The sequence below is a fragment of the Streptomyces sp. Qhu_M48 genome, from assembly GCF_051305195.1.
Lineage (GTDB): Bacteria > Actinomycetota > Actinomycetes > Streptomycetales > Streptomycetaceae > Streptomyces.
Genome location: NZ_CP195432.1, coordinates 4,107,717 through 4,130,931, shown reverse-complemented (window position 1 = coordinate 4,130,931; position 23,215 = coordinate 4,107,717). Strand labels below are relative to the sequence as shown.

Below are 23,215 nucleotides of genomic sequence, written 5' to 3'. Positions count from 1 at the left end.
GCGGACCATCATGACGCAGCTTTCACAACGCCTGGAGTCGTCTTGAGTCTGCGGTAGCAGATGAGGGTGCAGGCGATGGCGGTGAAGGCGAGGAAGTGGTCGGCCTTGCGTTCGTAGCGTCGGTGGAGTCGGCGGCAGCCGGCGAGCCAGGTCATGGTGCGTTCGATGGTCCAGCGGTGACGGCCCAGCCGCTGCGAGGACTCGACACCCTTGCGGGCGATGCGGTGGGTGATGCCGCGCTGGCATAACCATCTACGCAGGTGGGAGTAGTCGTAGCCCTTGTCGCCGTGGAGCTTGCCCGGCTTGCGCCGCCGGGGCCCGTGGCTGGAGCGGATCGGCGGGATGCCCTTCACCAGCGGGATCAGGGCCTGGCTGTCGTGCAGGTTCGCCGCCGAGATCCCGACAGAGATGGGCAGACCGGTCCGCTCAGTGATCAAGTGAATCTTCGAGCCGTACTTGCCCCGGTCCACAGGATTCGGGCCCGTCAGGTCCCCCTTTTCAAGGCCCGCATGTTCACCGAGTCGATTGCGCAGCGGGACCAGTCCAGCTCGCCTCGGGACCCGAGCTCGTCGAGGACCAGGCGGTAGAGCTTGGCCCACACACGGGCCTTCGTCCACTCAGAGGGCGGTATGCAGGCTTTTGCCTTGTATCTGACTCTGCTATGGGATTGGCGTGCAGATCAGGGCTCCCCGGCCCGGGCTCGGCGACATACTGCGGTCATGAGTGGAGAGGATTCGACACGGCTGGCGAGAGCCCTCATCGAGTTCCGTGAGGCCGAAGGCATCTCGGAGCGTGAACTCGCGCGCCGCACCTGGCTGAGTGAGGCGACCATCAGGACCTTCGAAAGCGGCCGTGGGGACCTGCCCACCCCGACCGTTGCCCGAACCTTCGAGGAACTCCTCGGCTGGGCTCCGGGCAGCATCAAGACCGCGCCGTCCGAGGCGATGGGCCGTGAGGCATCGGCCGACTCCGCCGTGGACCTCGAGTAGGCGCGCTGGTCAGGGCTGAACTCCGGGCGATTGCGGACGTGGCCTGGTGAACAGTCCTGGCTCGGTTTCGGCCAGGATTCCGCGGTCGGCCAGCCGCTTGAGCTTGAGGCGGGTGTTGTTGATGTTGTTGGGCGCGACCGGCAGGTCCATCGCCTCGCACACCTGCCGGGCCCGCAGCGGATGGTCGGCCGCGGTGAACACCGCCATGATCTGCTGGTAGGCCGGATGGTCCGGCAGTTTCAGTGCCGGCGGCGCGGGCGGCTGCGGGTCCGGCAGCTCCAGTAGCGTCTTGCGGGTGATCCGGACTTCTTCGGCGGCCCGGCCGAGTTCGTCGAGCTGGGCGGTCAGCTGCGTGATGTGTTCCCGCGTCGTCTCGGCCTGCGCGGCGATCTCGCGTTCCCGCTCCTCCAGCACCGCGCCGAGCGTCAGCTCCCCGCCGGCCATGCGGTGCGCCAGGCGGGCACGATCGCCGAGGTCAGCCGGCGCAGTATCACCGCGGTCATCGCCCGGTACACCCGCGACTCCGAGCTGCGGGGCAGATGCTCGTAGTCGCGCACCAGCCTGCGGTGCAGCATCAAGATCCCGTAGGCGCGTTCCACGACCCACCGCTTGGCCTGGGGAACGAACTCGGTCTGCGCGGGATTGCGCTCGACGATCTCCACCTCGATGCCCACCTTCTCCCCGTGCGCGACGACGGCGTTCTTGAAGCCCCGGTCGACCAGGGCCTTCTGCACGGTGTCGGTGTCGGCGGCGACCTTGTCCAGCAGCGCGATGCCGACGGCGTTCTCGTGCGCCGACGCGGCCGCCACGACCACCGCGATCACCAGCCCCAGAACGTCAACGGCCAGGCCGCGCTTGCGGCCCGGTACCTTCTTTGCCGCGTCACGCCCCGTCGACTGCGCGGGCACCCCGGCCGCCGCGTGCACGCTCTGGGTGTCAAGCACCACCAGACTCGGGTCCGCCTTCCGACGCGCCATTTCCCGCACCTGCCAGCGCAGCAGGTCGTGAATGGTCTGGTCGATACCGTCGTCATGCCAGGTGTAGAAGTAGTACTTCACCGCGCCGGGCGGCGGAAAGTCGTGCGGGAGCAGCTCCCACTGGCAACCGGTCCGGCCCTGGTAGAGCAGTGCGTTGACGATCTCCCGCATCGCGTAACGCCTCTGATGGCCGCTGACCGAGGGATGCGCAGCCTTCCACGCGGCGATCACCGGCTCGACCAGCACCCACTGCTCGTCGCTCACGTCGGTCTTGTAGGGCTTGCGCTCACTCACGGCGCCCAGCCCAACACGCTCACGGCCGTCGGCCGGCCGGGATACCGCACCGCCACACGTTCAGGTGACGGCAATCCCCCTATGCACTCTCATACCGCCCTCTGAGAGGCCGGGGCGGGCCGGGGCATGAAAGCGGCCGGCGCCCTCAGTCCGCCGAAGCGGGGCGCCGGCCTCCAAGACACCCGCTCGATCCGGAGACCTCGCACGGCGTGAGCAGGACACTACAGGACCGCACCCAGACGGCATGGAAACCGGTACAGTTTTCCGGACAGGTGAGTGTCGGCCGAGTCTCACGCACCGCCACCCTCCCTCCAGCCCTCACCGGCAGTTCACGTGATCCGTAGGTGAAGCTTGTCGATGGCGGTGAATACAGCACCGATCTTTGACGTCTGACGGACCGCATCGTGGAGCATCTCGTGATACCCGTCCTCCAGGCAGCTACCGACCCAGGCACTGGGTATCCGCAGGAAGACCCATCCGATTTCTTCTTCGGGAAGCTGCGTGGCTGCCTTCTTGAGGATCCGCCGGACGGCGTTGTCCGTGAGCGCGGAGTCGTCGTCCTTGTTCTTGACCTCGACGGGGATTCGAGGCTGCCCGCCGAGCCGCTCGACGAGAACGTCGAAGTCCTGTCCCTTCATCCCCGTGGCCTGGTTTCGCGTCACGGTGGCCGGCAGGTGCATCAGGGCAGAAAGGACGTCGGCTTCGAACAGGGCAGAGGGGATCTCGTTGGTGCGGGTGTGATCCACGAAGTGTTGGAACCAGGGGAAGCTCTGAAACTCGTAGACCCGTCGGGCCAGCTCGCGTCGGCGGTGGGCGGGGAGGAGCCACCGCAAGTCCGCCAGCCCCTGCGTGTCGGCCAGTGCAAACCTCTTGGCTACCCACTCGGGGCCGAAGAAGGTCTCCAGTAGGTCCTCGGCCAGGATGTCGGTTGCGAGCCTCTCGCTGCCCTGGATCACAGGGTCCGTCAGCATCATGAGCACGCGCTCGGAGATGGCCTGATCGTAGACCGCCCACTGGGCGTGGACGGTCGTGTCGCCCGGGTGTAGCCGGGACCAGTCTGTGGTCAAGAAGTCGTTGAAGGTCGGGATCAGTGTCACCCCCCGGACTTTAGGAGCCGTGGCCTCCACCCGGAGCGTGTTCGCCGCCATCCCGAGCAGCGGGGGCATCCACGGCACAAACGTACCGCCGGTGGGCCCTGCTCTCCCCCGACGGCGAGCCCACGCCCGACCTGGAAGACGCCGTGGAATACCCCGGAAACTTCCTCATCCTCGACCAGCTCGACATCCAGGCCCCCTTCGACGAACAGACCATCGTCACCGCCGTCATCGCCGAAGTCATCGACCGGCTGACCGATACCCACTACGCCGTCGTCCTGCCATGCGCGCAACCGGACGCCGACACCAGCACCTGCCTCCTGGCCCATGCCGCCGTCGAACTCGCCGCCGACCCCTACGACGACGACCTCCAGCTCATCGACACCTGCCTCGCCAAACCCGAGCACGCCGCCGCCCACGCACGCTCCCGGCTCGCCTCCCGCATCCAGCACCCGCACTGGCACCTCGACGACGAAGACGAGGAAGCGTGGCCGGACGAGGAAGAGGACGTACTGACCTCGCGCACCGCCGCCGTACTGCGCCTGGCGGCCGAGGAACTGTCCACCCTCGCCTGGCAGGAGGTGACCGCACTCGGCGACGAACCCCTTCCACGACGCGCCGGCGGGGTATTCGGCCAGCTCCCCCCGATCACGCTGCGCCGCAACGGGCAGTGGCGCCAGCAGATGGCCCGGACCTTCGACGACCTCTCCACCGACCTGCGCGAGGAGGGCCGTGCCGGAGTCGAGCCCCGGTGCACGGCCGAGGAGATAGCACTGCACCTGATGATCCGCCAGGCCCGGTCGATCACCGTCAACCGCCCCAACGCCGTCGCCAAGCTTGTTGCCGGCCTGCCCGGAAGCGGCGCCGCCTACGACTGGGACGGCTGCCTGAGCGACCTCTTCGAGGACCACGACGTACTGATGCTCTTCGACGCAAAGCTCGACGGCATGGAAGACCCGGACAGTGAGGTCCATCAGGCCATGGGCATGGTCAACCTCGCCGCCGACGACTGGTTCGAACCGTTCCGGCCGGACCACGCCCGGGACCCCGACCGCGGCTTCCGCCTCTGACCGACCGCCCGCCCCAGACCAGACGAACCACCCACCGCGCACGACCGCTGCTTTGCCCCGCCCGGCCGTCAAGGACCGGCAGAACCCACCACGTACCCGAAGCAGCCTTCACCGGGATTCGAACCCGGGTTTCCGATTCCGGGCGAACCGGAGACCGGTGTCCTTGGCCGCTAGACGACGAAGACCACCCCGGCATCGTACGCACGCACACGGCAGCAGCCCACCCGTTGCTGGAGCGCTGACCAGGCGGGACGACGCCTAGGCCCTCTCCGGCCGATCATGTGGCTGTTCCCCGCTCAGGTCGTTGATGTGGTCATGGAGCGGGGTGATCTGAGCGATGCTGAGTGGGAACGGCTACGGCCGTTTCTGCCGGTCAGCAACAGGCGTTGTGGCAGGTGGCGGGATCACCGACAGGTGATCGACGGGATTCGGCACCGGGTGCGCACCGGCGTTCACTGGCGTGACCTGCCCGAGCGCTTCGGGCCGTGGAAGACCGTCTACGAACGTCACCGGAAGTGGTCGGCGGACGGAACGTGGGAGCGTCTGCTCCAGCAGGTCCAGGCCGCGGCCGACGCGGCAGATGAGATCGACTGGGACGTCTCGGTTGACTCCACCATCGTGCGGGCGCATCAGCACGCGGCGGGTGCCCGCAACGACCCGCCGCCCGCCCCCGCATCAAAGGGGGACGCGTCAGAAGAACACCAGCACGAGACACCGTGGCAGAGCCTCGTCGCCCGCCTGGTGGAGGTGGTGCTGAAGGCGAGGGCTTGGGCCGCTCGCGCGGCGGGTTCACCACCAAGCTTCACCTGAGCGCGGACGGCCGCTGCCGCCTGCTGTCCCTGATCGTCACACCAGGACAGCGGGCGGACTGCACCCAGTTCAAGCCGGTCCTGGAGAAGATCCGCGTCCCCAAACCCGGACCCGGCAGGCCCCGGAACAAGCCCGACAGCGTCGCCGCGGACAGGGCATATAGCAACGGGCCGTGCCGTGACTACCTGCGGCGCCGCGGCATCCGGCACACGATCCCGGAGAAGACCGACAGCCAGGCCGCCCGCCTGCGCAAAGGCTCACGCGGCGGACGGCCACCAGGCTTCGATGAAGAGCGGTACAAGAAACGGAACACTGTGGAACGGGCCATCAACCGGCTGAAGCAGCACAGGGCCGTGGCTACCCGCTATGACAAGCGCGGCTACGTCTACCTCGGCACCACAACCGTCGCAGCTCTCACTATCTGGCTCCGCGCATGATCGGCAGGAGTCAAACGGCGACCCGCTCAGTGGCTGTTCAGAGTGAGGGGAGGCCGTGCTCGTAGCCCTCGACCTCGTAGTGCTTGAGCATGTGCGACACCCGCTCCCAGACTGGCCCTCGCAGGTAGGGGATGGCATTCTCCAAATACGGCCTTGCCTCAAGGAGGCACTCCAGTATCTGGAAATAGATGGCGCCGCGCCGACTCTCTCCGGCGCCAGCGTAGATGTCCTCCACGAAACCGGGTTCCGCATGCTCCAGGGCCGGCAGGAGAACCGGCCTCGTCAGGAGGCCGATCAGGTTCGCCCACAGATCCAGCTCTGTATCGACTGTCGGCGGTGCCTCATCCTGCCCGAGCTCGTACTTCTCCTCGACCAGATACCTGGTCTCGGGATTGCGCTCGACCAGGAGAGTCAGGACATCGTCGTCAGTGATCACAGCATCGCCTATCCCCGTCACGCGACAACAGTAGGGCATCCGTGCAGCCGCCCTGGATCTACCTCCGCACGTGATCGGCCGGACAGCTCCTAGGCCAGACGGTCGGTGAAGCTGGGGTCCCGCGTGGACCAGGCTCCCGTCGGCGGCCTCCACGCCTGGCCCACTGAAGTGTTCTTCCCCGAGAACCCAGGAATAGGGGAACAGGAACTCCGGCACACCCCCGCCCGGGCGTGAGCTACACGCACGGCGACCTGGGCGCGATCCGCTCGAAGGTTTCGCAGTGCGCCTCCGACGCCGGCGTCACCGAGGACCGGCTGGCGAAGCTTGCCGTCGCTGTCACCGAGATCGCGACGAACAGCATCCGCCACGGCGGAGGCCACGGCATCCTGCGCACCTGGGCGCGCGACGAGACGTTCCTCTGCGAGCTCCGCGACTCCGGCTACATCCCCCGACGTGACGCTGGGCCGCACGCGTCCCGAAGCGACCCAGACCGGTGGCCGGGGCCTGTGGCTCGCCCACCAGCTCTGCGATCTCGTCGAGATCCGATCCACCCCCGACCAGGGCACCACCATCCGCCTGCACATGGATGCGCCACAGCGGTAGGAGCCGCCCGGGGCCTGCAGCGTCGGGCCGGGGCTGAAAGACCCCGCCAAGGTCCCTGGCGGCGGCTGAGGCTACCGGGGGAGCAGGGCGTTTCGAGGGCCTGACGCCGGCCTCTGTGACCAGCTCAAGGCCGCCTGGTCGATGGGCGCGGTCGGCACCAGCGCCGACAAAGGCCCTGCGAAGCACAGGAAGAACCTTTCTTGGGGGCGGGCGTCTTGAACAGGAAAGCTTCGTGACTGCGGCGAGCCGGGCAGTCCGGTACTGCGCTGGCTGCCCGTGAGCCGGGTGCGAGCTCACCCCTGATCAGAGGGGTGAGCTGGGTCGTGCCGCAGGGGGCGCATAGTGGCCCTGGCCTCCCGCCGGCCGTATGGAGGTAGTTCGGCGCTCGCGAGCGCGACATCGCAGGTCAGGGGCGGTGTGGGAAGAGACTGATCTCGAGTGCCGGTGTTCGATCGGTTACGGGGAGCAACGGGGCCTAGGGTCGTCACGCCCGTCGGCATCCGTCGAGCCCACACGTCACTGTGCGCTCGCCCGGCTGATGCGCAGCCTCAGCCGACTCCTATCCGGCCGGCTGCAAAGCCCAGTAGTGAGGTTCGATGGGGGCATGCCTCACCACGATCCGGCCGGTCACGCCGGGATCGTCCACGATCTTTCCGTACGAGGGGGAGAAGTCGCCGGGTGTGTGCTCGATGTCCGCCCACACCACGCTGCCGGGCCCGTCTGAGCCGTAAGTGACGGTCCACTCGGCGTACCTGTCACCGCAGCTGGTGACCGACACGCTGTGCTGCGAGGTCACCTTCAGGCAGGTGCGCGGGTTCGAGCCCGACGGGGAGACTTCCATCATTCCGTCGGGGCGCTGCAGCACCTGCCAGTTCGCCGAGGTGGACGCGGTCTCCGCGCAGTCGCCCAGCGACACCACGCCGATACTCGCGTGTGTCTTGGGCCAGACCAGACACTTGCCGTCCGTGAGGGCCGCGAACCGGTAGACCCCGTCGACGAGCGGGACGGCGTGCGCGGGTTGCGCGAGTGCCGCGGTGGTCGCGAGCGCGGCGGCCATGACGGCGATGATGCGTGAACGCATGAAGTGAAACTCCTCGAACAGCCGTGGTCGATCCGATCACACGGCACAGACGCGGTGGAGAGCGGCTGCCGCCCGAGACGGCGGCGGCACTGATCTTGGAACACCGGTTCCACCAGCAGCGGCTTGCGGCGGCCGCTGCCACTCGTCTGGCCGAGCCGTGTCATCCGATGGCCTGGCGGTCCGGGATGCGGCCTCGCCGCTGAGAACTCCTCCCTGATCACCAGCCGAGCGCGGATCCGCCGGAGCACCCTGACCGCCGAAGACCTCCGCCCCGCAGATGAAGGTCCCGGCACACCGACCTCCCTCGACCTCGCCCGCGAGCAGCATGTCCGGGGCCGGAATCCGGTGCGCCCTCACCCGAACCCCGGCCGAGGCGGCTCACGCCCGGGTGGACTGACCGTCACCCGGGCGCGGCCGACGGGCTGGGGCCGTCACCGGGCCGCCGTCTCGACCGGCCCGGTTCGACGTCGGCGGGCGGGTTCGGACGTGGGTCGCTAGGGTCGCTCTCAGCCCGTGCCGATATGGCGTGCACGGGTGAGGCCCGGCACCCAGAGCGCTCTGGGGGGAGTACTGCCGGGCCGCCCCAACTCCGTCAAAGCCGCGGTGGCATCCCCCGGTGAACCGGCCCGGGTGCGTTGCCTGTCTTACCTTCTTGGCGGGTTCGAACTGGTCACTCGTACGATCGGCGGAGCCCATGGGCTTTGTGTATGGCTCGTTGCCCGTTGCAGTCGGCATGGTTTACGCAACTTGCCCGCCCCGAGCCCCGCGACGACTCGACCACCAATTGGGAAACGCGACTCGATCGCTCCGTAAGACAACGTCGGCGAGGTCGTCTGCGGGACCGGATGTTACGACGAGCTGACGGAGGGGAACGTGCCCGAGATCTGGGCCGGACTGGACATCGGCGAGAAGCACCACCACGCCGTGGTGATCGACGCCGACGGCAAGCGGCTGCTGTCCCGCCGCGTCATGAACGACGAGACCGAACTGCTCCAGCTCATCGGGGACGCCCTGGAAATATCCCGCGACGTGCTGTGGGCCGTGGACATCAACACCGGCATCGCCGCCCTGGCCACCGGCCTCATTCTCAACCACGGACAGCCCGTCGCGTACCTCACCGGCCTCACCATCCACCCACCAACCCCACAGAACTAACGAAAAGATCAGTAGGGCCTGTTGCGAAAGTGCATTGATGACTCAAGGTCCGCTTCTCGGAGCACGGTATCGAGGGTCAGGAGTGCCGTTGAAGGAACTGCACGATCGCGAGGTTCACGCTGTCCGGCTCCTGCTCTGCGGGGTAGTGGCCGGATTGCTCGAGGACGAGTGGGGTGACATCGGTGGCAAGGGCGGCCATTCCCTCCGCGACTGCCGTCCCCATCGCGTGTCTGCCTCCGACCGCCAGGACAGGCGTTGGAATGGGCTGGGCGGCAAGGGCTTGAATGTCGTCGATATCTTCTGACCTGGTGCGGTAGTAGGCCAGCCCCGCGTTCAGTACACCTGGAGTGCTGTACGCCTCGATGTAGGCCGGAAGGGTGTCTGGGTCGAGGCCGCTTGGTCCGGCGCTCTGTTCCAGAAACGTGCCGTAGTAAGCCGCTTCCCGGCCGGGCACGAGCTTCTCCGCGAGGCCGGGCGTACGGTTGAACGGGCTGTGCCAGGATGGATAGTGGTCCCGGCCGGCCTCGGGAATCTCGACATCGACACCGGGAAGGATCTCTTCCTCGACCACGAGTCCACTGACCGATTCCGGCGCTTGGGCCGCGATGAGGTATCCGACCGTCGCACCCCAGTCGTGACCGATGACGGCGAAGCGCGTGACGCCCTCCTGCGCCAGCCGTGCCCGGACACCGTTGGCGAGTGCCGTCTTGCGGAAGTCGGTCACGCCGGAGTCGGGAGCGGTGCCCAGCCCGGGAAGCGTGACCGGGACTGCGGTGATACCGGCGGCATTGAGTGCCGGAATGAGGTACCGCCAGTGGTCGGCCGTGACCGGCCAGCCGTGCAACAGCACCGCCGTCGGGGTTCGATTTTCGCTCATCGCCCTATGATCCCTCTACTCCGGAACACGCGTTCGCCCGCCTGGCGCTGATGCCACAGGGCCTGTCATGGAAGTGCGACGTGCTCACATCCGGGGCCTCCCCGGCTTCTTCCCCACCGGCAGTAACGGCTCCAGCCGAGCCCCCTGCCGGTCCGTCAGGTCCCTTCACGCCACGGCACGTGATCATGCACAACCTTGATCCACTTTCTCAACAGGCCCTAGGTTCTGTCTCTTTGGTCAACTTGGGTCCAGATGAGGATGCCCGCGAGGTGGAGTGCGGCCTGGTAGGCGATGCCGAGTTTGTCCGTCCGTGTGGCCAGGCCGCGCCACTGCTTGATCGGCTGCTCCAGCAGCGGGCTGACCAGTAGGACCACCTGGCTTGCGGCGGGTGGGGCCAGCCGTTGGCCGTGATCGCGTGTGGGTGAACACCCTGCTCGGGTTCCAGCGCGACGGGCCCCGGTGCCAGGCCGGCGCCGCCAACCGGGGTCGGCGTGGTGGCCAATGCCGGCGCCTATTAGGTCAAACGGGTGGCCATTTCGGCGAAGCGACCCCTACGAACCGGAGCTCTGTGATCTTCTTGCCGCCGATCCCCGGTTGGGGAACCATGCGAACAGAGGACTCTTATGACTTTCAAGAAGTGGGTCAAAAAAGCCTGCTTGGTAACCGCGCCCGTGGCGGCCTCGGCCATGCTGGTTGTGGGCCTGTCCACCAACGCCCAAGCCGCCACCGGCACTCTGACCTGGCAGGGAGCCCAGGGCACTCAGTGGACCTGGAGAAACCCGCCGAGCGGCACGTGCAGCAACTTCGGTGGGAACACGGTTGCTTACAGGCCCCACAACAACACAGGGGAACGGCTCACCGTGTACACCGAGTTTGGATGCTCCGGCTCCAAGGCGGAGTTCGGCCCCGGCGCCTACACCGCAAGCTGGACCCCGTACTACAGCTTCCGGTACTAGGCATCGTCTCGTCGATCACGCCTGGAGCCAGATCAGAGTGCTGGCCGGGGTGATAGCCGCGAAGTACCGGTCGGGCAGCTCGTCGCAGCGGGCGGTGATACCCCGCCACTGCTTGAGGCGGTGGAAGCAGCGTCCGACGACGTTGCGGCGTCGATAGACGGCCCTGCCGAAGCCGCAGGGCCGTTCGCGGCGCCGGCGTCGGCCCGCGAACTGGCCGACGCGCTCGGGGATGGTGCCTTGATTCCGCGTCTGCGCAGCAACCTACGGTGGCGCGGACTGTTCCCGTCGCTCCCCAGCCGGAGAAGGGGCGGGATCCATGCTCATCCAACGTGTTCTGCGGGATCGACTGGGCGGAGGGACATCACGACGTCGCGCTCGTCGATGACACGGGCAAGCTGCTGGCCAAGTGCCGGATCAACGACGATCTGGACGGCTACCGGCTGCTGCTGGACATGCTGGACATGCTGGCCGAGCACGGCGACACCGCTGAGACGCCGATCCCGGTGGCCATCGAGACCAGCCGCGGCCTGCTGGTCGCCACGCTGAGGCAGGGCCCCCGCAAGATCTACGCGGTCAACCCGATGGCTGCTTCCCGCTACCGCGATCGGCACGGATTCAGCCGCAAGAAGTCGGACCCGGGTGACGCCCTGGTCCTCGCGAACATCATCCGCACCGACGCGCCGGTGCACCGCCCGCTGCCCGCCGACACCGACCTGGCCCAGGCCGTCGCCGTCCTGGCCCGCGCACAGCAGGACGCGGTTTGGAACCGCCAGCAGGTCGCCAATCAGCTGCGGTCCCTGCTCAGGGAGTACTTCCCGGCGATGATCGAGGCGTTCAGGGACAAGCCGGGAACCCTGACCCGGCCCGATGCCCGCCGCATTCTCGCCGTCCCACCCACACCTGCCCTGGCCGCGAAGCTGCAGATGTGGAAGCTGACCGCCATGCTCCGGCAAGCTGGCCGCCGCCGGGGCATCGAGACGGACGCCGAACGAATCCAGCAGCTCTTCCGTCAAGAGGCCCCGCGGCAGCTGCCCCTCGTCGAAGACGCCATGGGCAAGCAGGCACGGGCCCTACTCCTGCAGCTCGACGCCGCCTGCGAGGCGGTCGATGACCTGGCGCGTGCCACCGAGGAGGCCTTTCGCTCACACCCCGACGCGGCGATCATGCTGACCTTCCCCGGGATCGGCCCCCAGGTCGGTGCCCGCATTCTGGGCGAGATCGGCGACGACAGGAGCCGGTTCGCCACGGCCGGAGGGCTGAAGGCGTACGCCGGATCCGCCCCGATCACGCGGGCCTCGGGCAAGCGGCGCTACGTCGGACGCCGGTTCGTCAAGAACAACCGGCTCAACCACGTCGGCCACCTGTGGGCTTTCGCTTCCCTCAGCGGTTCATCCGGCGCGGGCTCCCATTACCGGCGCCGCCGGGCAGGAGGGGACTGGCACATGCAGGCCCTGCTGCACCTGTTCAACCGCATGCTCGGCCAACTCCACCACTGCCTTCAGACCCGAGTTCCCTTCGACGAATCCATCGCCTTCCCCACCGTTTGCGCTGGACAGGCGGATTGAGTAGGAGAACTCGGTCGTGACTGATGCTGTCGGTGGGATACAACGGCTGGTATGACGGTCTTCTACTGTGCGAAGTGCGGTGCCGAACTCACCCCGGACCTGCAGGAGCTTCAGGGCGCCCCCGACATCTCGGTGCGTGACAGGGACCGGCACGGCAAGACGCGGCTCGCGCCTTCGACAGTCCCGCGAGGCAGCTACGCCATCGATCCGGACCCCTGGGGCGCCCCCTTCGTGGCCCCAGGCACCCAGGCGGTGTCCGCACTTGTGAGCCGGGCTCTTCTCATGCCGCCCGGCATGACCGACATGGTGCCCGCTGGCCCCCGGGACTCTGTCATCGTGCACCCGGAGGACGTGCCGAGCCTGCAGCTGGCCAGCTCTCTGGGTATTCACCACGGTTGCTGCGGACCTCTTGGAACTGGAGGCCCCAACATGACGTGCGTGTGCGGGGCGGGCGTGGCAACTCTTGCCGCGGACTGTATGGGTCCGCACGAGCTACATCTGGATCCGATTCGGACGTACGCCTTCGCACCCAACACATCCCTGTGATCATGAATTACTTGACGCCTTCAGACCGGTGTCCCTGCCGGACACCTTGACTCCTTAGCTGCATGAGGTGTTCTACCTTCTAAGGGTTGTCTCGCAAAGATCTTGAAGCCGCTTCGGGCATGGTGCCCGCCTTGCGACTGGCTTGCCTATCCGGTGAGCGCGAGGTTGTGCATCCGGGCGATGCCGAGCATGGCGTGGTGGACGACGTCGCCTTTGAGGCGGCAGTCGCGGAGGATCTTCCAGTTCTTCATGCGGGCGAAGACGTGCTCGACGCGGGCCCGGACCTGCTTGTGGGAGTGGTTGTGCTCCTCCTTCCAGGCCGGGAGTTCGCGCTGGCCGCGCCTCCGGCGGTGCGGGATGACGAGTCCGGTTCCCGGGTAGCCGCCGCCGGCGATCGTGGTGGTCTTGCCGACGGCGGCCTTGGCTCCGGATTCCTCCCAGGCCTTGCAGTCGTTGCGGTTCCCGGCGAGTGGCCGGCCGGCCACGACGGCCAGGTGGGTGTCGGCGTCGATGACGACCTGGTGGTTGGTGGAGTACCGGTAGTTCTTCGACCGCTCGGCGATGCTGTGGTCCCGGGTGGGGACCAGGGTGCCGTCCACAATGAGCACGGCGTCCTTGGCGAACCACTTGCGGGGCTGGAGTGCGAGCAGGGGGCCGAGGTGGTTGATGACCCGGCCGGCCGTGGACTTCGAGACGCCGAACAGCGGAGCGAGCTGCCGCAACGTCAGGTTGGTTCGCCAATAGGCCGTGACCAGCAACACCCGGTCCTCCAGCGGCAGACTCCATGGCCGGCCTCGGTGGACCACATCTGCTCCATCGCGCCGCAGCATGGTCAGCAGTTTGCCGAAGCAGCGCGGGCTCAGCCCCGCGAACGGGGTTATCCAGGACGGCTCCGATGCCGTGATCACACTCGCCACATCATGATCATCACTCAGGCCCGCCCAATGCCGAGGCAATCCCACAGTTACGCTGATCGGGGCAGTCCACAGTGCACAAGACCGGGGGAAACCGTGAACCGACCGCTGCTGTTCCTTGACGTGGACGGGCCGCTCAACCCTTACGCAGCCAAGCCGGAGAGGCGTCCCGACGGCTACACCACACTAAGAGGTCCTAACAAAGGCGCTGGACGTGTCGGTGGGTGATGAGGCAGGTGGCGAGGCCGAGGAAGGCTTCGTGGATGTCGTCGCGTCGTTCCCATCGGACGCGTAGGCGGCGAAAGCCGTGCAGCCAGGCGATAGTCCGCTCGACGACCCAGCGGTGGACGCCGAGGCCGGATCCATGCGGGACGCCGCGGCGGGCGATCACGGGTTTGACGCCCTGAGCCCAGACGAGACGGCGGTATTTGTCGTGGTCGTAGCCCCGGTCGGCCAGCAGTGTGTCCGGTCGTCGCCTGGGACGGCCGAGCAGGCCCGCGACTGAGGGAACCTTGGCGAGCAGGGGCATCAGCTGGGTGATGTCGTTACGGTTTCCGCCGGTCAGCGACACGGCGAGCGGGATGCCTTGCCCGTCGACAAGGACGTGGTGCTTACTGCCCGGCCGTGCTCGGTCGACCGGGCTGGGCCCGCTTTTGGGCCGCGTCGAGCGGCCCGGACATGGCTGGAGTCGATCACCGCCCGAGACCAGTCGAGTTGCTTGGCGGACTGCAGCTTCTTGAGGAGGACGAGGTGCAGCTGGTCCCACACGCCGGCCTCGTTCCAGGCGGCAAGCCGTCGCCAGCACGTCATGCCGGAGCCGAAGCCGAGTTCCTGGGGCAGGTACTCCCACTGGATGCCGGTGTGGAGCACGAACAGGATCCCGCACAGAGCCTGCCGGTCAGGAACCCGCGGCCGCCCTGCCACCAGTTTCGGCGCCGGGGCTGGCAGCAACGGCATGACCAGCGACCACAGTTCGTCCGAGACGAGCCACGGTCGGGAGTTTCTCTTCGCCACGAACGGACCAACGACCAACCAAGCCGACAGTCACATGATCAACAGCTTCTGTTAGGACCTCTAAGAGTCCCCCCGGAACGACGCCCATGAGGACGACAGAGGCCTCTCGCCTCGACGACCCCTGCGAGTCTGGCTCAACCCGGAGCACGGACGAATCCTGCTCCAGCTCGGTTTCGAGTTGTGCTGGGCCACCACATGGATGGACGACGCCAACCGGTGGATCGCACCGGTTCTGGGCCTTCCAGAACTTCCCTTCGTGGACTTCGGCGGCGTCCTGCTCCAAGAAAGCCCTGATGGAGTCCACTGGAAGACCGGGCCGCTGGTGGACTACGCGGGCGGCCGTCCCTTCGCATGGGTGGACGACGAGCAGAGTGAGCTGGATCAGACCTACGTGACCGCCCACCACCAAGGTCCTGGGCTTCTGCACCACGTCAACCCGCGGATCGGCCTGCGGGAGAACGACTTCCACTCGCTCGCCGACTTCGCCCGATCCCTGGACACCTCTCGAACCACCGGTTGAGCATCTCGCCAGCTCTTCAGGCTGCTCCGCACTCGGGGCCAAGATCTTTGCGGGACAGCCCTTAGAGGCCATCTCATTTGGGTGCATCGGTATTCTGTGAGTCATGGTGGGGATCGTTGAGCGGTTGGTGCCGGACGAGTTGTGGGAGTTGTTCCAGCGGGTGGTGCCGGAGGCGCCGTCGCGGCCGCAGGGCGGTGGTCGGCGTCGGCACGGCGACCGGGAAGTGCTGGCCGCGATCGTCTTCGTGGCCACGTCGGGTTGTACCTGGCAGCAGCTGCCTACGGCGTCGTTCGGCCCGTCCGGAGCGACCGCCCACCGGCGGTTCTCGGAGTGGTCGAAGGCCAGGGTGTGGGCCAAGCTCCACCGCCTGGTCCTCGACGAACTAGGTGCCCGCGGTGAGCTGGACTGGTCGCGGTGCGCGATCGACTCGGTGAACATGCGGGCCCTGAAAAGGGGGACCTGACGGGTCCGAATCCTGTCGACCGGGGCAAGTACGGCTCGAAGATCCACCTGATCACGGAACGGTCGGGTCTGCCCATATCCGTCGGCATTTCCGGGGCCAACCTGCACGACAGCCAGGCCCTGATCCCGCTTGTGAAGGGCATCCCGCCGATCCGCTCGCGCCGCGGCCGACGACGGCGCAAGCCCGGCAAACTCCACGCCGACAAGGGCTACGACTACGCCCACCTGCGGCGATGGTTACGCGAGCGCGGCATCACCCACCGCATCGCCCGCAAGGGAGTCGAGTCCTCGAAACGGCTGGGCCACCACCGCTGGACCGTGGAACGCACCATGGCCTGGCTCGCCGGCTGCCGCCGCCTCCACCGACGCTACGAACGCAAGGCCGACCACTTCCTCGCCTTCACCAGCATCGCCTGCACCCTCATCTGCTACCGCAGACTCGCCAAATGAGATGGCTTCTTAGAGGCCATCTCATTTGGGTGCATCGGTATTCTGTGAGTCATGGTGGGGATCGTTGAGCGGTTGGTGCCGGACGAGTTGTGGGAGTTGTTCCAGCGGGTGGTGCCGGAGGCGCCGTCGCGGCCGCAGGGCGGTGGTCGGCGTCGGCACGGCGACCGGGAAGTGCTGGCCGCGATCGTCTTCGTGGCCACGTCGGGTTGTACCTGGCAGCAGCTGCCTACGGCGTCGTTCGGCCCGTCCGGAGCGACCGCCCACCGGCGGTTCTCGGAGTGGTCGAAGGCCAGGGTGTGGGCCAAGCTCCACCGCCTGGTCCTCGACGAACTAGGTGCCCGCGGTGAGCTGGACTGGTCGCGGTGCGCGATCGACTCGGTGAACATGCGGGCCCTGAAAAGGGGGACCTGACGGGTCCGAATCCTGTCGACCGGGGCAAGTACGGCTCGAAGATCCACCTGATCACGGAACGGTCGGGTCTGCCCATATCCGTCGGCATTTCCGGGGCCAACCTGCACGACAGCCAGGCCCTGATCCCGCTTGTGAAGGGCATCCCGCCGATCCGCTCGCGCCGCGGCCGACGACGGCGCAAGCCCGGCAAACTCCACGCCGACAAGGGCTACGACTACGCCCACCTGCGGCGATGGTTACGCGAGCGCGGCATCACCCACCGCATCGCCCGCAAGGGAGTCGAGTCCTCGAAACGGCTGGGCCACCACCGCTGGACCGTGGAACGCACCATGGCCTGGCTCGCCGGCTGCCGCCGCCTCCACCGACGCTACGAACGCAAGGCCGACCACTTCCTCGCCTTCACCAGCATCGCCTGCACCCTCATCTGCTACCGCAGACTCGCCAAATGAGATGGCTTCTTAGGACAGCCAGATTTCAGGCAGGTCGACTGTGGCAGGAACGGGAGTACCGACTGCGGCGAGAAGCCCACGCGGGCGTGTCCCCGTCGCGTCGCTGAAGGACACCGTGCGGCCGGTGAACGCCGCGCGGCTGAAGGACACGGTGCCGCCGGAGAACGTCGCGTTGTGGAAGGACACCGTGCCGCCGGAGAACACCGCGCCGAAGAAGCTCACCCTGCCACCGGAGAACGTCGCGCCGTTGAAGAACACCTCGCCGCCGGAGAAGATCGCGCTGCCGAATGCCACCGCGCCGTCGGAGAAGACCGCGTCGTTGAATGTCACCGTGCCGTTGGAGAACGTAGCTCCGGTGAAGTCGATGGTGACGCCGGTGAGGTCGAGGTCGCAGCCCTGCCAGGAGCGGCGGGTTCCCTGGGGGCGGCGGTAGTGGTCGCCGATGAGACGCAGGATCGTGTGCCGGACCTTGCGCAGGGCCGGGTGTGAAAAGTGGCGCCGGCGCCCTGGTAGGCACGGTCCGCGAGTATGAGGATCTGCCGCATGGTCGCTTTCACCAAGGCCGGTGAGGGCTTCGTGGAGGCCCGGCGCCCAGCCGGCCAGAACGTCCAATGCCTCGTCAACGTAGCGCCAGGCGGTGGCCTGGGATATCCCGAATCCGGCTCCGAGCTGCGAGAACGTCTCGTTCTTGCGCAGATGGACGAGGGTCAGCAGCGCCTGCTGGAAGCAGTCGAGCTTGGGCCAGCGGGTGTTGCGGGCTTGGCGGTGTTCGTACAGCAGCCAGGCGACATGTTCGACGAGCTCGTGCGAGACATCGAGCGTGGCTGGATACGGATCCAACAGGGCCCCTTCGGTCGCCGGTGTGATGAGTGGAATCACCACGCCAACGACGAGGGGCCCTGCCTCGTTGCCACAGCCGCTGACCAGCCCACTTCACCCCCCAGTACAGGATGAAGGAGGCTCACTGACAGAGTCTCAGGGACCGTCAGTCGTGGCCCGTATGGTCTTTGTGAAATTTCGCGACCGTAAGGATTTGTAGATGAGAATGCAGAAACTTGTCTCTCAAGTGTTTCAGAAAGCGGTTAGGGAGTACTTTGCGGACTCTCCTTTGGGGGTTTCGCGCATTCCGGTCTTGCGTCGCCCTGCCGACGTGGCCTCGCTGGATGAGCTGAAAGATAGACTAGATGGTCACATCGAGTCGTCTTATCGAGACTTTCTCCTGGTCTCTGATGGGATGGATGGGCTACCGCTTATAATCCTGGGTTGCTCTGATTGGGAGCCGGACGGCTTGGGTGAGAGGGCGATCTCCTACAGGGATGAACTCGACGGGATCGGTACTCCGCAAGATGTGGGCGTTGAGGAAGGGGTGCCATTCTTTCCCGTTGCGATCAATGAAGACGGAAGCGATGGGATCTTCATGGGCGAATTCGCTCTAGGCGGCGAGTATCGGTTCTGGTGGATCGGAGAGGGATCAAGTAGGTTCTTCGCTGACTTCTATGACGTGCTTGCGTATATGCATGACAAGACTTCCTATGATCCGGTTGAAACTCTTGATTAGAGCTCGTAACACGATCATGATCGGCGCTTCTTGAGGCGTCGCCAGCAGATGAGGCTGCAGGCAAGGGAGACGAACGCGTCGTGAAGCTCGGTGCGGCGTGCCCATCGGACGGCGAGTCGTTTGAACTGGTGGAGCAGGGCGAAGGTCTGCTCCACCACGTACGCCACCAGCGCGGAGCAGGCCGGGGCCAACGCCCAGGACTACGCCACCCAAGCTGACAAGGCGGCCGACAGTGCGGAAGCCGAAGAAGGGCGGCGCGCCGAGGAAGTCCGCGAGGAGGTCGTGTCCTCTGGCGGCTCGACCGCCGAATACGTTCTGACCACGGACGAGGAAGCCATTCTGCTCGCGGAGTGTGGGCAGGCTTGTGTGGACCAGTACCGCAGGGCCATGACGGACGCGAACCAGGACGTAATCGACTGGGTCATCGCCAACGGCGGCCAGATCATCCTCGACCTGATCGGCGTGCCGGACGCAAAGAAGTGCTTCTCGGGCCCCGACATCGAAAGCTGCTTGTGGACTCTCTTTAACGTCCTGACCCTGGCAACCCTAGGACTTGTCCGGCCGATCATGTGCGGAGCCAGATCGCGACGGCCGCCGCAGTGGCGGTGCCGAGGAAGACGTAACCACGCTTGTCGTAGCGAGTGGCGACCGCCCGGAACTGCTTCATGCGGTTGATCGCCCGCTCGACGGTGTTGCGCTTCTTGTAGCGGTCCTCGTCGAAGCCGGGCGGCCGTCCACCTCGTGAGCCTTTGCGCAGGCGGGCTGCCTGGCTGTCACTCTTCTCCGGAATCGTGTGGCGGATGCCCCGCCGTCGCAGGTACTCGCGGACGGGGCCGTTGCTGTAGGCCTTGTCGGCCGCAAGGCTGTCGGGATTCTTGCGTGGTCGTCCCAGGCCCGGTCTGGGGACTCGGATCTTCTCCAGCACCGCGATGAACTGGGTGCAGTCAGCTCGCTGACCTGGTGTGACGATGAGGGACAGCGGGCGGCAGCGACCGTCCGCGCTCAGGTGGAGCTTGGTGGTGAACCCGCCGCGCGAGCGGCCCAGGCCCTCGCCTCCAGCACCACCTCCACCAGGCGGGCGTGCAGACTCTGCCACGGCGCTTCGTCCTGATGTTCTGGCTCTTCGGCCCCCTTTGACCCGGGCGTCGGCGGTGGGTCGGTGCGAGCGCTCGCCGCATGCTGATGCGCCCGCACAATGGTGGAGTCGACCGAGATGTCCCAGTCGATCTCACCCGCTGCATCGGCTGAGGCTTGGACCTGCTGGAGCAGACGCTTCCAGGTGCCGTCGGCCGACCACAGGCGGTGGCGTTCGTAGACGGTCTTCCATGGTCCGAACCGTTCGGGCAGGTCACGCCACTGCACTCCAGTCCGCACCCGGTGCAGGATCCCGTCGATCACCTGCCGGTGATCCCGCCACCTGCCACACCGCCGGTTGCTGACCGGCAGGAATGGCCGCAGCCGTTCCCACTCGGCATCACTCAGATCACCCCGCCCCATGCTCGCATCAACGGCTGGAGCACGCCGGCCGTCACGTGGCCGGCACGACACCTTCGTGCTGGGCGCTCTTCGGCCTGGAAAGAAAAATTCGGCGGGTCGGCAGGTCGATTTCCGTGACGATGACGGTGATCTCCTCTCCGGCCCCGAAGCCTTCCACCGGACTCACCGCGGGCCGACCGTCGATCTCTCTGGAGGGGATCAGCCCGACGATCCCGTCTCCGAGCTCGACGAAGACGCCGATGGGAACTGTCTTCTCCACTGTCCCGCGGATTTCCTGACCCACCGGCGTGCGGTCGGCGAAAGCCCGCAGGGGGTCGGGCTCCAGCGCCTTCAAGGACAGTCTGGCCTCCGCGTGGTAGGTGTCGAACTGGAGGAACTCGCACGAGACACGCTGGCCTACGTGAACGACATCGGTGGGGGCGTCGATGTGCCGCCAGGACAGTTCGGGGATGACGATGAACCCGACACCGGGGAAGAGGGGATGGGCAGGTCCGTCGTCCAGGGCCACGAAGACCCCGAACCGCTCGATCGCCGCAACGGTGCCAGACAAGATGTCGCCGCGGTGCAAGGTCTCCAAAAATGCCCAGAGTTCCGGGCTCTCAGACTGCCAATCCATACCGTCACCCTGGCACACGACATCGCGGGCCGACTATGACCTCGACAGACTGAAGCCCCGCCGTGCCCCATGATCGGCCGGACAAGTCCTAGTACTGCAACGGTGTTTGCCGTGACTAGTGGCCAGGTTATGGGGGTGTGTGGCCGCGTTGGTTGTAGTGGCTGATGCGGGCTTGGTGTTGTCGTCGGCGTCGCCAGGTCGACCAGTGCAGGACGTGGTTGACCGAGACCGTCTGGCGGTGGGTGAGTTGATGGATCAGGCGTCTGAGTTCGGGAAGGCTGAGGGGGACGAGGCCGGAGGATCCGTTTCTGCTTTGTCGGTGTCGAGTTCGCGGGCCCGCAGGACGGTGAGGCAGGCGTGGGCGGCCATGGCCAGGGTCATGTGGCGGTGCCAGCCGGGATAGCGGCGGACCTGGTAGTCGTCCAGGCCGCACTCCTGCTTCGCGGTCTGGAAGCACTCCTCGACCGCCCAGCGAGCCCCGGCGACACAGATCAGCTGGTCAAGTGTGGTGTCGGCGGGACAGTAGGCGATGTAGTAGGAGATCTCGTCGGGTCTGCGGACGCTGCGGCGGGCGATTACCCAGTGCCGCCGGTCTTCCCGGTGCCAGGGGCGGACCTCGACCCTGGCCCAGTCGAAGACGCGCGGTCCGTTGGCCCCGTTGCCGCAGGAGCGGCGTTTCCACTTCTGCCTCGGCAGACCGTGGAACAGGTCGTGAACCGGATGGTCCATGGCCCAGCGGGTGACGACCGTGTCGTGACGGGTGGTGGCCATGACATGGAAGACATCGGCCCGCTCCAGCTCGGACCGCCAGCTTTTCAAGTAGCCGTAGCCGGCGTCCGCGGTCACCCACCCGAACGGGATCTTCTCCTCGATCGCCCGGCGGACCATCGCCCTCGCCATCGCGACCTTGGTCTCGAAGACGACCGTGTCGTCGATACCGGCCCGCCGGCACCGTTCACGGTCGTCGGTCCAGGACGCCGGCAGGTAAAGGCGCCGATCGATCAGGGTGCGGCCGCGGCCGGTGGCATAGGCGAGGAAGACCCCGACCTGGCAGTTTTCCGTCCGGCCGGCCGTGCCGGAGTACTGCCGCTGAACCCCGGCCGACCGGACCCCTTTCTTCAGGAAGCCGGTGTCGTCCACGATCAGCACCGCACCTGGGTCTCCGAGGTGCTCGACGACGTACTCGCGCACGTCGTCCAGCACCTCGTCCGCGTCCCAGTCGATCCGGTTCAGGAACCGGTGGAGCCGGTCCGGGCCCGCATGCCCGGCCTCCTCGGCAAGCGTCCAGCCGTTCTTCCGCTCCAGCGGAGCGATCAGTCCCCGCATATACGCAAGCGCCGACTCACGCGGCTCCGGCCTGGCAAAACGGTGCACGAACCGCTCGTGCAGAGTCCTCAGTTCACCCGCCCACGACCGGGCATCAGCAAGTTCCCCACCCATGAACACACCAACGAACGACCTGGCCACCAGTCACGGCAAACACCGTTGCAGTACTAGTTGGCAAGGTCCCGGCGTTCGCCGCAGCGGTCGTACGCGTCAGTTCCGGGATCGGAAAGTTCTTCGAGATCACCACCACTGCCCGTAACACCCTCAAATCGCTGCAGACCATCATCGACGCCCGCCTCGCCCTGGCTGTCTCGTTCTGCATCAAGCACAGCTTCGTGGCGGGCACCAAGGTCAAGATGGCCGATGGCAGCCTCCGCAACATCGAGAACGTGACCGCCGGCGACCTAAGGGCTGTCCCGTAACTACGGCCGAGAGCTACCCTCGCGTACTTCTGCACCACGCACCTGGGGCCGGTGTCGGCGGTGTGACATCGTGGCGATCATGGGTGACTCAAGGGCGTACCCGCTCTTCAGGAGTGCCAGCGCAGCGGACACGCTCACGCTGGCACGGCGTCTGTGCTCGCTGATGGAGAAGCGGGATTCGGTTGTCGAGCTGACCGCTGAGCTGCAAACGGCCGAGGACGTGTGGAGGATGGTGGGGGTGCTGCCAAAGGCTGTCTACAACGCACAAGGCGTGCCATTCGACTCATATGAGTGGACTCATGAGTACCGGGCGGACACGTTGCCCAGGGATTCATATGGGCTCGTGACGTTGCTGCCGTTCCGCGTGGACGCCGAGGCGACGGTGGGTGATGAGCTGGAGGATCTCTTCGTCCAGGCCCTGGGCCGTGGCCCCGCCTCGATTTACTGGGACGGCAGCTGGCCAGACGTGCCGGAACTCGATCTTGAGGCGTATGCGAAGTACGAGGCAGTCCAAGTGGTGTTCAACAGCCTCGACATTGACGGGGAGCCTCCCGCCGATGAGCACACGGTGTTCGTGCACCTGTCCAAGTTCGGGGATCTCCCCCGAGCGGAGTGGCTGGCGCGACAGGTCGGTGCGGAGGTACTCGGGGAGTCCGTGCCTGGCAGGTGACCGAGGCGACGGACAG

The 23,215-nt window shown here is 66.6% G+C and carries 23 protein-coding genes, 1 tRNA gene and 3 pseudogenes; 12 read left to right on the top strand and 15 right to left on the bottom strand.

The features are described from left to right. Positions 1–8: 8 nt before the first annotated feature. Positions 9–622, bottom strand: a pseudogene (locus ACRRSS_RS18910) (IS5 family transposase); the annotation flags it as partial. 97 nt (positions 623–719) lie between these two features. Between ACRRSS_RS18910 and ACRRSS_RS18905 the strand changes: the two are divergent. Next, positions 720–989 carry a helix-turn-helix domain-containing protein gene (locus tag ACRRSS_RS18905; protein WP_435972287.1) on the top strand — a complete coding sequence of 90 codons (270 nt, stop codon included), beginning with the start codon at positions 720–722 and terminating at the stop codon, positions 987–989. 9 nt (positions 990–998) lie between these two features. Here the strand turns inward: ACRRSS_RS18905 and ACRRSS_RS18900 are convergent, their stop codons facing one another. The 3 genes from ACRRSS_RS18900 to ACRRSS_RS18890 form a co-directional block, all read right to left on the bottom strand. After that, positions 999–1,433 (bottom strand): hypothetical protein, encoded by a 435-nt coding sequence (locus ACRRSS_RS18900; protein WP_435972286.1) that lies wholly within the window; start codon positions 1,431–1,433, stop codon positions 999–1,001. Continuing rightward, complete coding sequence (locus ACRRSS_RS18895; protein WP_435972285.1) at positions 1,415–2,260, bottom strand: IS5 family transposase; 846 nt, start codon at positions 2,258–2,260, stop codon at positions 1,415–1,417. The genes ACRRSS_RS18900 and ACRRSS_RS18895 overlap by 19 nt, the downstream gene beginning before the upstream one ends. A gap of 329 nt (positions 2,261–2,589) precedes the next feature. Further along, the gene (locus tag ACRRSS_RS18890; RefSeq protein WP_435972284.1) at positions 2,590–3,426 is read right to left on the bottom strand and encodes a hypothetical protein; all 837 of its coding nucleotides are present in this window, start codon (positions 3,424–3,426) and stop codon (positions 2,590–2,592) included. 74 nt (positions 3,427–3,500) lie between these two features. Here ACRRSS_RS18890 and ACRRSS_RS18885 point away from each other — a divergent pair, with 74 nt between their 5' ends. Continuing rightward, positions 3,501–4,424: a hypothetical protein gene (locus ACRRSS_RS18885; RefSeq protein ID WP_435972283.1), complete on the top strand. Its 924-nt coding sequence runs from the start codon at positions 3,501–3,503 to the stop codon at positions 4,422–4,424. Between the two features lie 103 nt (positions 4,425–4,527). Here the strand turns inward: ACRRSS_RS18885 and ACRRSS_RS18880 are convergent. Continuing rightward, positions 4,528–4,609, bottom strand: a tRNA-OTHER gene (locus ACRRSS_RS18880). Positions 4,610–4,739: 130 nt separating this feature from the next. Here ACRRSS_RS18880 and ACRRSS_RS18875 point away from each other — a divergent pair. Then, positions 4,740–5,671, top strand: a protein-coding gene (locus ACRRSS_RS18875; protein WP_435975373.1) for an IS5 family transposase whose coding sequence is annotated in 2 segments (ribosomal slippage) — positions 4,740–5,072 and positions 5,075–5,671 — 930 coding nt in all. Because the reading frame shifts where the segments join, the coding sequence is not laid out codon by codon here. Positions 5,672–5,708: 37 nt separating this feature from the next. On the opposite strand, the gene ACRRSS_RS18870 is transcribed toward ACRRSS_RS18875, so the two are convergent. After that, on the bottom strand, positions 5,709–6,128 hold the full coding sequence (locus ACRRSS_RS18870) for a hypothetical protein (protein WP_435972282.1): 420 nt from the start codon (positions 6,126–6,128) through the stop codon (positions 5,709–5,711). 209 nt (positions 6,129–6,337) lie between these two features. On the opposite strand from ACRRSS_RS18870, the pseudogene ACRRSS_RS18865 reads away from it, so the two are divergent. Together ACRRSS_RS18865 and ACRRSS_RS18860 are read left to right on the top strand one after the other, a co-directional pair. Continuing rightward, positions 6,338–6,520 (top strand): annotated as a pseudogene (locus tag ACRRSS_RS18865) (ATP-binding protein); the annotation flags it as partial. A 40-nt stretch (positions 6,521–6,560) separates the two neighbouring features. Then, positions 6,561–6,710 carry a hypothetical protein gene (locus ACRRSS_RS18860; RefSeq protein ID WP_435975528.1) on the top strand — a complete coding sequence of 50 codons (150 nt, stop codon included), beginning with the start codon at positions 6,561–6,563 and terminating at the stop codon, positions 6,708–6,710. Positions 6,711–7,269: 559 nt separating this feature from the next. Here the strand turns inward: ACRRSS_RS18860 and ACRRSS_RS18855 are convergent. Further along, positions 7,270–7,791 carry a hypothetical protein gene (locus ACRRSS_RS18855; protein WP_435972281.1) on the bottom strand — a complete coding sequence of 174 codons (522 nt, stop codon included), beginning with the start codon at positions 7,789–7,791 and terminating at the stop codon, positions 7,270–7,272. Positions 7,792–8,664: 873 nt separating this feature from the next. On the opposite strand from ACRRSS_RS18855, the gene ACRRSS_RS18850 reads away from it, so the two are divergent. Next, complete coding sequence (locus ACRRSS_RS18850) at positions 8,665–8,946, top strand: IS110 family transposase (protein ID WP_435972280.1); 282 nt, start codon at positions 8,665–8,667, stop codon at positions 8,944–8,946. A gap of 76 nt (positions 8,947–9,022) precedes the next feature. Here the strand turns inward: ACRRSS_RS18850 and ACRRSS_RS18845 are convergent, their stop codons facing one another. Continuing rightward, positions 9,023–9,823 carry an alpha/beta fold hydrolase gene (locus tag ACRRSS_RS18845; protein WP_435972279.1) on the bottom strand — a complete coding sequence of 267 codons (801 nt, stop codon included), beginning with the start codon at positions 9,821–9,823 and terminating at the stop codon, positions 9,023–9,025. Positions 9,824–11,108: 1,285 nt separating this feature from the next. Here ACRRSS_RS18845 and ACRRSS_RS18840 point away from each other — a divergent pair. Then, positions 11,109–12,344, top strand: a complete 1,236-nt coding sequence (locus tag ACRRSS_RS18840; RefSeq protein WP_435972278.1) for an IS110 family transposase — start codon at positions 11,109–11,111, stop codon at positions 12,342–12,344. Positions 12,345–13,036: 692 nt separating this feature from the next. Here ACRRSS_RS18840 and ACRRSS_RS18835 read toward each other — a convergent pair. Further along, positions 13,037–13,807 (bottom strand): transposase, encoded by a 771-nt coding sequence (locus ACRRSS_RS18835; protein WP_435972277.1) that lies wholly within the window; start codon positions 13,805–13,807, stop codon positions 13,037–13,039. A gap of 193 nt (positions 13,808–14,000) precedes the next feature. Further along, positions 14,001–14,761 (bottom strand): IS5 family transposase gene (locus ACRRSS_RS18830; protein ID WP_435975372.1). Its coding sequence is split into 2 segments (ribosomal slippage): positions 14,001–14,461 and positions 14,461–14,761, totalling 762 coding nucleotides; the frame shifts between segments, so codons are not numbered across the junction. A 127-nt stretch (positions 14,762–14,888) separates the two neighbouring features. Here ACRRSS_RS18830 and ACRRSS_RS18825 point away from each other — a divergent pair. From ACRRSS_RS18825 to ACRRSS_RS18815, 3 genes and pseudogenes are all read left to right on the top strand, one after another. Further along, a pseudogene (locus tag ACRRSS_RS18825) lies at positions 14,889–15,338 on the top strand (hypothetical protein); the annotation flags it as partial. A gap of 103 nt (positions 15,339–15,441) precedes the next feature. Beyond that, positions 15,442–16,250 (top strand): IS5 family transposase gene (locus tag ACRRSS_RS18820; protein WP_435972276.1). Its coding sequence is split into 2 segments (ribosomal slippage): positions 15,442–15,790 and positions 15,790–16,250, totalling 810 coding nucleotides; the frame shifts between segments, so codons are not numbered across the junction. Between the two features lie 51 nt (positions 16,251–16,301). Continuing rightward, positions 16,302–17,110, top strand: a protein-coding gene (locus ACRRSS_RS18815) for an IS5 family transposase (RefSeq protein ID WP_435972276.1) whose coding sequence is annotated in 2 segments (ribosomal slippage) — positions 16,302–16,650 and positions 16,650–17,110 — 810 coding nt in all. Because the reading frame shifts where the segments join, the coding sequence is not laid out codon by codon here. A gap of 9 nt (positions 17,111–17,119) precedes the next feature. Here the strand turns inward: ACRRSS_RS18815 and ACRRSS_RS18810 are convergent. Beyond that, positions 17,120–17,992 carry a transposase family protein gene (locus ACRRSS_RS18810; protein ID WP_435972275.1) on the bottom strand — a complete coding sequence of 291 codons (873 nt, stop codon included), beginning with the start codon at positions 17,990–17,992 and terminating at the stop codon, positions 17,120–17,122. A gap of 157 nt (positions 17,993–18,149) precedes the next feature. On the opposite strand from ACRRSS_RS18810, the gene ACRRSS_RS18805 reads away from it, so the two are divergent. Beyond that, on the top strand, positions 18,150–18,668 hold the full coding sequence (locus ACRRSS_RS18805; RefSeq protein ID WP_435972274.1) for a hypothetical protein: 519 nt from the start codon (positions 18,150–18,152) through the stop codon (positions 18,666–18,668). 14 nt (positions 18,669–18,682) lie between these two features. Here ACRRSS_RS18805 and ACRRSS_RS18800 read toward each other — a convergent pair whose 3' ends face one another. The 4 genes from ACRRSS_RS18800 to ACRRSS_RS18785 all read right to left on the bottom strand — a co-directional run bounded on the left by ACRRSS_RS18800 (position 18,683) and on the right by ACRRSS_RS18785 (position 22,221). After that, positions 18,683–18,859, bottom strand: a complete 177-nt coding sequence (locus ACRRSS_RS18800) for a hypothetical protein (protein WP_435972273.1) — start codon at positions 18,857–18,859, stop codon at positions 18,683–18,685. A 374-nt stretch (positions 18,860–19,233) separates the two neighbouring features. Next, positions 19,234–20,165 (bottom strand): IS5 family transposase gene (locus ACRRSS_RS18795; protein WP_435972272.1). Its coding sequence is split into 2 segments (ribosomal slippage): positions 19,234–19,767 and positions 19,770–20,165, totalling 930 coding nucleotides; the frame shifts between segments, so codons are not numbered across the junction. Between the two features lie 31 nt (positions 20,166–20,196). Then, the gene (locus ACRRSS_RS18790) at positions 20,197–20,781 is read right to left on the bottom strand and encodes a S1 RNA-binding domain-containing protein (RefSeq protein WP_435972271.1); all 585 of its coding nucleotides are present in this window, start codon (positions 20,779–20,781) and stop codon (positions 20,197–20,199) included. A gap of 255 nt (positions 20,782–21,036) precedes the next feature. Then, on the bottom strand, positions 21,037–22,221 hold the full coding sequence (locus tag ACRRSS_RS18785) for an IS701 family transposase (RefSeq protein WP_435972270.1): 1,185 nt from the start codon (positions 22,219–22,221) through the stop codon (positions 21,037–21,039). Positions 22,222–22,599: 378 nt separating this feature from the next. Between ACRRSS_RS18785 and ACRRSS_RS18780 the strand changes: the two genes are divergently transcribed. Beyond that, positions 22,600–23,199 (top strand): hypothetical protein, encoded by a 600-nt coding sequence (locus ACRRSS_RS18780; RefSeq protein ID WP_435972269.1) that lies wholly within the window; start codon positions 22,600–22,602, stop codon positions 23,197–23,199. The last annotated feature ends 16 nt before the right edge of the window (positions 23,200–23,215 follow it).

Bases quoted from the DNA above. Each gene is read 5' to 3' on its own strand.
- ACRRSS_RS18905 (WP_435972287.1), top strand. From the start codon at position 720: ATGAGTGGAGAGGATTCGACACGGCTGGCGAGAGCCCTCATCGAGTTC.
- ACRRSS_RS18900 (WP_435972286.1), bottom strand. From the start codon at position 1,433: ATGGCCGGCGGGGAGCTGACGCTCGGCGCGGTGCTGGAGGAGCGGGAA.
- ACRRSS_RS18890 (WP_435972284.1), bottom strand. From the start codon at position 3,426: ATGCCCCCGCTGCTCGGGATGGCGGCGAACACGCTCCGGGTGGAGGCC.
- ACRRSS_RS18855 (WP_435972281.1), bottom strand. From the start codon at position 7,791: ATGCGTTCACGCATCATCGCCGTCATGGCCGCCGCGCTCGCGACCACC.
- ACRRSS_RS18845 (WP_435972279.1), bottom strand. From the start codon at position 9,823: ATGAGCGAAAATCGAACCCCGACGGCGGTGCTGTTGCACGGCTGGCCG.
- ACRRSS_RS18805 (WP_435972274.1), top strand. From the start codon at position 18,150: ATGAGAATGCAGAAACTTGTCTCTCAAGTGTTTCAGAAAGCGGTTAGG.
- ACRRSS_RS18790 (WP_435972271.1), bottom strand. From the start codon at position 20,781: ATGGATTGGCAGTCTGAGAGCCCGGAACTCTGGGCATTTTTGGAGACC.
- ACRRSS_RS18785 (WP_435972270.1), bottom strand. From the start codon at position 22,221: ATGGGTGGGGAACTTGCTGATGCCCGGTCGTGGGCGGGTGAACTGAGG.